At 73.4% G+C, this 8901-nt stretch carries 9 protein-coding genes; 2 read left to right on the plus strand and 7 right to left on the minus strand.

Going from position 1 to position 8901, the window contains the following annotated elements; all coding sequences use genetic code 11:
* Positions 1–184 precede the first annotated feature (184 nt).
* The 4 genes from recN to ACFYPN_RS33480 all read right to left on the minus strand — a co-directional run bounded on the left by recN (position 185) and on the right by ACFYPN_RS33480 (position 4141).
* On the minus strand, positions 185–1939 hold the full coding sequence (recN, locus tag ACFYPN_RS33465) for a DNA repair protein RecN (protein ID WP_358766170.1): 1755 nt from the start codon (positions 1937–1939) through the stop codon (positions 185–187).
* Between the two features lie 128 nt (positions 1940–2067).
* Positions 2068–2976 (minus strand): NAD kinase, encoded by a 909-nt coding sequence (locus tag ACFYPN_RS33470; RefSeq protein WP_358766172.1) that lies wholly within the window; start codon positions 2974–2976, stop codon positions 2068–2070.
* Complete coding sequence (locus ACFYPN_RS33475; RefSeq protein WP_386892859.1) at positions 2973–3788, minus strand: TlyA family RNA methyltransferase; 816 nt, start codon at positions 3786–3788, stop codon at positions 2973–2975. The genes ACFYPN_RS33470 and ACFYPN_RS33475 overlap by 4 nt, the downstream gene beginning before the upstream one ends.
* A gap of 8 nt (positions 3789–3796) precedes the next feature.
* On the minus strand, positions 3797–4141 hold the full coding sequence (locus ACFYPN_RS33480; RefSeq protein WP_389303649.1) for a hypothetical protein: 345 nt from the start codon (positions 4139–4141) through the stop codon (positions 3797–3799).
* 42 nt (positions 4142–4183) lie between these two features.
* Here ACFYPN_RS33480 and ACFYPN_RS33485 point away from each other — a divergent pair, with 42 nt between their 5' ends.
* Complete coding sequence (locus ACFYPN_RS33485) at positions 4184–4531, plus strand: SCP2 sterol-binding domain-containing protein (protein ID WP_358766178.1); 348 nt, start codon at positions 4184–4186, stop codon at positions 4529–4531.
* A 71-nt stretch (positions 4532–4602) separates the two neighbouring features.
* Here ACFYPN_RS33485 and ACFYPN_RS33490 read toward each other — a convergent pair whose 3' ends face one another.
* Positions 4603–5640: an HAD-IIA family hydrolase gene (locus ACFYPN_RS33490; protein ID WP_389303652.1), complete on the minus strand. Its 1038-nt coding sequence runs from the start codon at positions 5638–5640 to the stop codon at positions 4603–4605.
* Positions 5641–5711: 71 nt separating this feature from the next.
* Here ACFYPN_RS33490 and ACFYPN_RS33495 point away from each other — a divergent pair, with 71 nt between their 5' ends.
* On the plus strand, positions 5712–6989 hold the full coding sequence (locus tag ACFYPN_RS33495; RefSeq protein ID WP_389303655.1) for a DUF1015 family protein: 1278 nt from the start codon (positions 5712–5714) through the stop codon (positions 6987–6989).
* A 185-nt stretch (positions 6990–7174) separates the two neighbouring features.
* On the opposite strand, the gene ACFYPN_RS33500 is transcribed toward ACFYPN_RS33495, so the two are convergent.
* Positions 7175–8131 carry a tetratricopeptide repeat protein gene (locus ACFYPN_RS33500; protein ID WP_389303657.1) on the minus strand — a complete coding sequence of 319 codons (957 nt, stop codon included), beginning with the start codon at positions 8129–8131 and terminating at the stop codon, positions 7175–7177.
* A partial coding sequence (locus tag ACFYPN_RS33505) for a hypothetical protein (protein ID WP_389303659.1) occupies positions 8113–8901 on the minus strand: 789 nt, incomplete at its 5' end. The genes ACFYPN_RS33500 and ACFYPN_RS33505, both read right to left, overlap by 19 nt.

Raw genomic sequence — 8901 nt, forward strand, 5'->3', positions numbered from 1 at the left:
GTCCACGGCCGGGCGCGCCTTTGTCCCCCCCCCGCCAAGCTAGGCCCCGTCGCGGTGGTCGGCACGCGCACTCGCGGCGTTGACCGGAAGTCCTGGTAGCTCCGCTACCAGGACTTCCGGCCGCCTGGCGATCGCACGCACCGACCACCGCTCCTCATGGGGCAAACATTGCCCGGGACAGCCCTTAGGAGAGATCTGCCCGAGCGGTGGCCAGCAACTCCTCGGCGTGGGCGCGGGCCGTCTGCGAGTCCTCCTGGCCCGCGAGCATCCGGGAGAGCTCGCGCACCCGGTCCTCGCCCTCCAGGACGGTGACCCCGCTGCTGGTCACCGAGCCGTCCACGGTCTTCTCGACCAGCAGCTGCCGGTCCGCGAACGCGGCGACCTGCGGGAGGTGCGTCACGACGACGACCTGGGCGGTCCTGGCGAGTTTGGCGAGGCGACGGCCGACCTCCACCGCGGCCTTGCCGCCGACGCCCGCGTCGACCTCGTCGAAGAGGTACGTGGGCACCGGGTCCGAGCCCGCGAAGACGACCTCCACGGCGAGCATCACCCGGGAGAGCTCACCGCCCGACGCTCCCCGGGCGATCGGCCGGGGCTGGGCGCCGGGGTGCGGGGCGAGCAGCAGCTCGACCTCGTCGGCCCCGGTCGGCCCGTAGACGACGCTGCGGCCGCCCACGTCGATGCCGGAGGCCTCGTCGGGCGCCTCGGCCTGCCGGATGGCGAAGGAGACGCGGGCGTGCGGCATCGCGAGGGAGGCGAGTTCCTCGGTGACCGCCGCGGCGAAACGGGCCGCCGCTTCGGTACGGGCGTCGGTCAGGGCCTGGCCCAGTTCGGAGAGTTCCGTGCGCAGGGCGTCGCGTTCCTCGACGAGTTCACCGATCCGGTCGTCGTCGCCCTCCAGCTCGGTGAGGCGTGCGGCACCCTCCTCGGCCCAGAGCAGCACGGCGGCGATGTCCTCGCCGTACTTGCGGGTGAGGACGGTGAGCGCGGCCCGGCGCTCCTCCACCGAAGCGAGCCGCAGCGGGTCGGCGTCGAGCTGGTCGGCGTATCCGGCGAGGTCCCCGGAGACGTCGGCGAGCAGGATGGAGATCTCCCCGATGCGGTCCGCGAGGGCGGCGAGGGCGGGGTCGTGGGCGCGCACGGCGTCCAGTGAGCGGCCGGCCGCCGCGACGACGGTCGTGGCGTCCACGACCTCCTGGTCCTCCGGGTTCCCGGCCAGCGCGGTGTGCGCGAGGGCGGCGGCGGAGGAGAGCGCCTCGGCGTGCCCGAGGCGCTCGGCCTCGGCGGCTAGTTCGGTGTCCTCTCCGGGCAGCGGTGCCACGGCCGCGATCTCGTCGAGGCCGAAGCGCAGCAGATCCGCCTCCTGGGCCCGCTCCCGGGCCCGGGTGGTGATCTCGTCCAGCTCCACGACGACGGCGCGCAGCCGCCGGTAGGCGGCCGCGTACTTCTCGTGCGGCACGGCGACCCCGTCGCCCGCGTACCGGTCCAGGGCCTGCCGCTGCCGTGCGGGCTTGAGCAGGCCCTGCTGGTCGGTCTGGCCGTGCACGGCGACCAGTTCGTCGGCGAGTTCGGCGAGGACCCCGACGGGCACGGATCTGCCCCCGAGGTGAGCCCGTGAGCGGCCCTCCGCCGAGACGGTACGGCTGATGAGCAGCGCGCCGTCCTCGATCTCCGCACCGGCCTCCTCGGCCCGCAGGGCGACCGCGTCACCGTCCGCGACCGTGATCCTTCCCTCGACCACCGCGGCCTTGGCGCCGATCCGCACCAGGGCGGGATCGGCACGTCCGCCGAGCAGCAGCCCGAGGCTCGTGACGACCATGGTCTTGCCCGCTCCGGTCTCACCCGTGACCGCGGTGAATCCGGGCGACAGCTCGACCACGGCATCGTCGATGACTCCGAGCGACCGTATCCGCATCTCCTCCAACACGGACACGACCATACGAGGTTTCACCGCCCGCGTGCGACGGCCCCCGGTCGCGTCGCGCTCCGGCGCGTCTGCGCAACGGCCCACGACCACCGGATCGGGGTGTACCCGGAGGCCCTCACGGGGTCCGGGTACACCCTTCGTCACTGCGGCAGGCCCCGCCACCCGGAGACCGGCAGCGCGAACTTCGCGACCAGCCGGTCGGTGAACGACGCGTGGTGCAGACGCGCCAGCCGTACGGGTACGGCGCCGCGCCGCACCTCGACGCGGGCGCCCGCGGGCAGCTCCACGTTCCGGCGGCCGTCGCACCAGAGGACCCCGTGCGGGGTGTGCGGCTGGACCTCCACCGCGAGCACCGACGTCGGGGAGGTGACCAGCGGCTTGGCGAACAGCGCGTGCGCGCTGATCGGCACCATCAGCAGGGCCTCCACCTCGGGCCAGACGACGGGACCGCCGGCGGAGAACGCGTAGGCGGTCGAGCCGGTGGGCGTCGCGCAGACGATCCCGTCGCAGCCGAATCCGGTGACCGGCCGCCCGTCGATCTCCAGGACCACCTCCAGCATCCTTTCGGGGGACACCTTCTGCACCGCCGCCTCGTTGAGCGCCCAGTCGGTGTGCACCACGGCGCCGTTGCTGTGCACCACCACGTCGAGCGTCATGCGTTCCTCGACCTCGTACGCCCGGGTCACCACGCGGGCGACCACCCGGTCCAGGTCGTCGCGCTCGGCTTCCGCGAGGAACCCGACCCGGCCGAGGTTCACCCCGAGCATGGGGACGCCCGAGGCGCGCGAGATCTCCGCGCCCCGCAGCAGCGTGCCGTCGCCGCCGAGCACGATCAGCAGCTCGCACCCGTCCACCGCGGCGGGGGTCGCGTCGCAGACCGTCTCCACCGTCGGCGGGAGCGGCAGATCGGCCGCCTCGGCCTCCAGGACCCGCACGCCGAGGCCGTTGCGCAGCAGTCCCTGCACCACGAGCTCCGCACTGCGGATCGCGGCCGGACGGCCGGTATGCGCCAAGAGAAAGACTGTTCGTGCCGTACTTGTCGTCGTCAACGAGGCCCCTCCGCCACTGCACGGTCCACATCTGCCGGATCCAGTTCGGGTGCGCCGGCCCGCAGCCACAGAAAGTACTCGACGTTCCCCGAGGGGCCGGGCAGCGGACTGGCCGTCACCCCGCGCACACCGAGCCCCAGCGCCGCCGCCCGGCGGGCGACTTCGCGCACCGCCTCGGCGCGCAGCTCGGGGCTGCGCACCACCCCGCCGCTGCCGAGCCGTTCTTTGCCGACCTCGAACTGCGGCTTGACCATGAGGACCAGGTCGGCGTCGGGGGCTGCGCAGCGCACCAGCGCGGGCAGTACGAGCCCCAGCGGGATGAACGAGAGATCGCCGACGACCAGGTCCACCGGCAGCCCGTCGATGTCGTCGAGCGTCAGTTCGCGCACGTTGGTGCGGTCCTTGACGACGACCCGCTCGTCCGACTGGAGCGACCAGGCGAGCTGCCCGTAGCCGACGTCGACGGCGAGGACCTGCCGGGCCCCGGCGCGCAGCAGCACGTCGGTGAAGCCGCCGGTGGACGCCCCGGCGTCCAGCGCGCGACGGCCCTCCACCTCCAGTCCCAGCGGTACGAACGCGGCGAAGGCGCCGGCGAGTTTGTGCCCGCCGCGTGAGACGTACTCCGGATCGCTCTCGTCCTTGGCCACGACCACGGGGGCGCTGGTCTCCACCTGGGTGGCGGGTTTGGTCGCGACCAGGCCGCGCACGGAGACGCGGCCCGCGGCGATCAGCTGGCTCGCGTGCTCGCGCGAGCGGGCGAGCTTGCGGTGTACCAGCTCTGCGTCGAGGCGGCGACGGGCCACTCCTGCCACGGTTACGTTCAGCTCCTGTTGTCGTACGGGGGTGCGGGGGCGGGTCCGGCGTCCAGCGCGGTCAGCGTGGAGCGCAGCCCACGGTGTACATCCTCGTACACCTGGGTGTGTCCGTCCGCCGCGAGGTGGTCGGCGTCGGCCAGGCGCTCCAGGGCGGTGTCCACGGCCGGGTTCCCGGTGGGCGTGCGGACGACGCCGAGGGGGGCGGGCGCGGCGGGATCGTGGTGGGGGGCGTCGCCGGGGCCTGCCGCGTCCGCGCCGGGGGTGGTGCGGGGGGCGTCGGCCTCGTCCGCGGTTGCCGCCGGGGGTGCCTGCGCGGGAGCCGTGCCGGGCCCCGCAGTCCAGTCGCTCATGCCGGAACGCTACCCCGGTGGGCTGGGGTACCGTCGATCACGATGGCGACCATGGCAGAGTGCCGCAGCGCACTGGACAGACTTTCCGACAATCTCGCGGGCGCGGACGGCGACGTCCGCAGCGCCGCCTCCCTCGACCGCTCGCTGAGCTGTCACATCAAGGATCTCGATGTGACGTTCACCGGCCGGCTCACGGACGGCCGCGTCCGGGTGCTGGACACGGTCGAGGGCCCACCTCGGGAGAAGGCCGAGATCAGGCTGGCGATGACCGGCGACGACCTGGTCGCGCTGGTGGACGGCGACCTCAACTTCGCCAAGGCGTGGGGCGCGGGCCGGGTCCGCCTGGAGGCGGGGTTCCGGGACCTGCTCAAGCTGAGATCGCTGCTCTGAGGACCTGCCCGACGGCGGGACGGTGTCGGAGCCGGGCAGGCCGTGACACCGCCCCGGCGTCGGAGCCGCCGTCAGAGCCCCAGGCGGGCGACGGCCTTGTCCGCGTCGAGGGCGCACGCCTCCGTGCCCCCGTCGGTCCACGCGGCACCGCAGAGTGCCCGCAGCCCGTCGATGGCGTCGAGGGCGTCGCCCTCGCCCTCCAGCACCAGCTCCTGCCCCCGTACGGAGGCGGTCCACCCGCCGCAGCGGGCCGTGCCGTCCTCCACCGTCACCTCGGGATGCCCGGTGAGCAGCCCCCTCAGGTCCCGGTCGACGTACGTCGGGCGGTGCTCCGGCACGGCGGCGACCAGCTGGGCGGCGTCGGTCACCCCGGTCAGCACCAGCAGCGAGTCCACTCCGCCGTTGAAGGCGCCCTCGATGTCGGTGTCCAGGCGGTCGCCGACGACGAGCGGCCGCTCGGCTCCGGTACGCAGCACGGTCTCCCGGTGCATCGGAGGCAGTGGCTTGCCCGCGACCTGCGGCTCGGCACCGGTCGCGATCCGGACCACCTCGACCGCCGCGCCGTTGCCGGGAGCGATGCCCCGCGCGCTGGGGATGGTCAGGTCGGTGTTGGAAGCGAACCAGGGCAGCCCCCGGTTGATCGCGTACGAGGCCTCGGCAAACCGCGACCAGGGGAAGTCCGGGCCGCCGTACCCCTGCGCCACCGCCACCGGGCCGTCGTCCGCCGAGTCGACCGGGACGAGCCCGCGTTCCTCCAGTGCGACCCGCAGCCCCTCGCCCCCGATGACGAGGACCCGGGCACCGGCAGGGAGCTGCTCCGCGACCAGCCGGGCGACCGCCTGCGCTGAGGTGATGACGTCCGACGGATCGGCGGGCACCCCCAACTCGGTCAGGTGGGCGGCCACCGCGGCCGGGGTCCGCAACGCGTTGTTGGTGACGTACGCGAGGTGCATCCCGCCGTCCCGCGCGGTTCTGAGCGACTCGACGGCGTGACCGATGGCCTGACCGCCCGCGTACACGACCCCGTCGAGGTCGAGCAGAGCCGTGTCGTACGCCTCGCTCAGCGCCGTACGGCTGCCGAGCGGCCGGGACCTGTCCTGCTGACTCATTGTGTTCGCTCCTCGTTCGATGCCTCTGCCCCGATCATCCCGCATCGGCGGACCGCACCTACGATGCGGGGATGGACACATCGGGGGACGCCGCGAAGGAGCTGCGTCTGTTCCCGTTCCGCGGCCTGCGCTACGTCCGCGAGCGGGTGGGGAGTCTCGCGGCCGTGACCTCGCCGCCGTACGACGTGGTGGTACGCCCGGACGGCCTGCACCACCTGGAGTCCGCGGACCCCCACAACATCGTGCGGCTGATCCTCCCCCAGGACGGCTCGCCGACCGCCCGCAACCGGCAGGCGGCCCGGACGCTCGAAGATTGGCTCGCCGAGGGCGTGCTGGCCACCGACCCCGAACCCGCTCTCTACGTCTACGAGCAGCGCGGCAACGGCTTGTTCCAGCGCGGACTGATCGGCTCCCTGGCGCTCTCCCCCGCCGCCGACGGCGTCGTCCTCCCGCACGAGGAGGTGATGGACGACGTGGTGGCGGACCGCGCGGCCCTGATGCGCGCCATCGGGGCCCACCTCGAACCGCTGCTCCTCACCTACGCGGGTGACGGTACGGAGTCCGGCGCGGCGGCGGTCGTCGAGCGGGCCGCCCGGCGGCCGGCGCTGCTCACCACCACCACGGAGAACGGTCTGCGGCACCGGCTGTGGGCCGTGACCGATCCGGCGGAGCAGGCAGAGGCCGCCGCCGACCTCCGCCCCCACCAGGCCCTCATCGCGGACGGCCACCACCGGTGGGCCACCTATCTGCGGCTCCAGCGGGAGCAGAGCGGCCCGGGGCCGTGGGACTTCGGCCTGGTCTTCCTGGTCGACACCGCCCGGTACCCGCTCCAGGTGCGTGCAATCCACCGGGTGCTCCGCCGGCTCGCTCCTGCCGACGCCCTCGCCGCGCTCGGAGGCCGGTTCCGGGTGCGGGAGGTGGCGGGCCCGCTGCCTCGCGCGCTGGGCGTGCTCGCCGCCGCGTCCGAGGAGGGCAACGCCTATCTGCTGGCGGGCGACGGTACGTACCGCCTCGTGGACCGGGCGGACCCCGCTCTGCTCGCCCGCACGGTCCCGGCGGGCCGGCCCGAGGCCTGGCGCACCCTGGACGCGACGGTGCTGCACGAGACGCTGCTGGACCGGGTGTGGCACGTCCCGGACGGGGCCGAGGACATCGCGTACCTCCACGACCCGGTGGCCGCGGTCGACCAGGCCGAACGGTCCGGCGGAACGGCCGTCCTGATGCATCCGGTGCGCGAGGCCGTCGTCCGCGACCTCGCCCGGCAGGGCGTCACCATGCCGCGCAAGTCGACGTCCTTCGGCCCGAAACCGGCGACGGGCCTGGTGATGCGGAGGCTCGGCACCGACTGACCGGGCGGGGCCTCCGAGCCTTCGGCGGTGACACGCGGATCAGGGGGAGACTTCAGACTTTCAGACTTTCAGACTTCAGACTTCAGACTTCAGCGACGAGGTTCGGCAGAAACGAAGAAGGGCGGCACTCCCGGAGGAGTGCCGCCCTTCTTCTACCGTCCACCGCTCACACGGCTCTTACCGGTTCAGGCCTTGGCCGGTCCTTCGGCGTCGGGCTGCTCGGCGTCGTGCTCGGCCTTCTGCTCGGCCTTGTTCTGCTCGGCCTTCTGCTCCGCCTCGGGAGCCGCCTCGGCAGGCGCATCCACGCTCTCGGCGGCGGCGTCGGCACGGTCGGCCCACGCGTTCAGCTCGTCGGTGTCGTCCTCGTCGTCATCGACGTCGTCGTCGTCAGTGGTCTCGACGAAGTCGTCGTCGGCGATGTCCGACGCCGGGTCCTGGACCGCGGAGACCGCGTGGTCGACGGCGGCGGGAGCGGTACCGGCGGTGCCGGTCACGTCCTCCTTGTCCTCGTCCAGGGCATCGACGAACTCGACCCCGTCCAGCTCGGCGAGCCGGTCGGAGGCGTCGGTCGAACCGTCCTTGTCGGATTCGAGGGCCTTGCCGAACCACTCGCGGGCCTCGTCCTCCCGGCCCGCTTCCAGGAGCGCGTCGGCGTACGCGTAGCGCAGGCGCGGGGTCCACGGATGGACGGCGCTGGAGGCCAGCTCGGGGCTCTGGAGAGTGACGATGGCTGCGTCGATCTGCCCCATGTCCCGGCGGGCCCCCGCAGCCACCAGACGCATCTCGACCTGGCCTGCCTTGTCCAGCTTCTGGACCTCGGGCTCACCCGCCATCGCCATGGCGCGCTCGGGGCGGCCGAGACCGCGCTCGCAGTCCGCCATGACGGGCCACAGCTCCACGGATCCGGTCATTCGCTTCGCGGCGCGGAACTCCGCCAGTGCCTCCCCGTACTTCTGGGTCGCGTACGCGGCAAAGCCGGCCGCCTCACGTACGGCGGCGACCCGCGAAGCGAGACGGAGGGCGACGCGGGAGTACCCGTACGCCTCCTCCGGGTCCTCGTCGATGAGCCGGGCAACCATGACGAGGTTGCGCGCGACGTCGTCGGCAAGGGTCTTCGGCAGGCTCATGAGCTCCTGACGCACTTCCTTGTCGATCTCAAAGCCCGTGACGTCGTCGGGGATGGGCAGCCGCTTGATGGGCTCGCGGTCACGGTCACGCTCGTCGCGCTGGTACCCGCCACGGTCGTCCCCTCCCCGGTAGCCACCGCGGTCGTCACGCTGGCCGCGGAAACCGCCGCGGTCGTCGTCGCGGCGGGGGGCACGGTCGTCACGACGGAAGCCACCGCCGCCCGAACCGGAACCCCCGCGGTCGTCACGGCGGAAACCGCCGCCACCACCGGCGCCGGAACCACCACGGTTGTCGTCCCGACGGAAGCCACCACCGGAGCTGGAGCCGCCACGGTTGTCGTCCCGACGGAAACCACCACCGGAGGGGCGGTCGTCGTCACGGCGCGGGCCGCGCGGACGGTCGTCACGGCGCTCGAAGCCACCGGCACGCGCCCCACGGTCGTCATCACGCCGCGGAGCACGGTCATCACGCTGCCCACGGAAGCCAGCGCGGTCGTCGTCGCGGCGGGGGGCACGGTCGTCACGACGGAAACCGCCGCCGCCCGAACCGGAACCCCCGCGGTCGTCACGGCGGAAACCGCCGCCACCACCGGCGCCGGAGCCGCCACGGTCGTCGCGGCGCTCGAAGCCGCCCGGACGCCCGCCACGGTCGTCATCACGCCGCGGAGCCTGGTCATCACGACGGAACCCACCACCGGAGCCGGAGCCACCGCGGTTGTCATCACGACGGAACCCACCACCACCGGTGCTGGAGCCGCCACGGTCGTCACGGCGGAAACCGCCAC

This window comes from Streptomyces sp. NPDC005576 (genome assembly GCF_042871745.1).
Lineage (GTDB): Bacteria > Actinomycetota > Actinomycetes > Streptomycetales > Streptomycetaceae > Streptomyces.

Coding starts and splice junctions, on each gene's coding strand:
- recN (WP_358766170.1), bottom strand. CDS start 1,939: ATGGTCGTGTCCGTGTTGGAGGAGATGCGGATACGGTCGCTCGGAGTC.
- ACFYPN_RS33480 (WP_389303649.1), bottom strand. CDS start 4,141: ATGAGCGACTGGACTGCGGGGCCCGGCACGGCTCCCGCGCAGGCACCC.
- ACFYPN_RS33485 (WP_358766178.1), top strand. CDS start 4,184: ATGGCGACCATGGCAGAGTGCCGCAGCGCACTGGACAGACTTTCCGAC.
- ACFYPN_RS33490 (WP_389303652.1), bottom strand. CDS start 5,640: ATGAGTCAGCAGGACAGGTCCCGGCCGCTCGGCAGCCGTACGGCGCTG.
- ACFYPN_RS33495 (WP_389303655.1), top strand. CDS start 5,712: ATGGACACATCGGGGGACGCCGCGAAGGAGCTGCGTCTGTTCCCGTTC.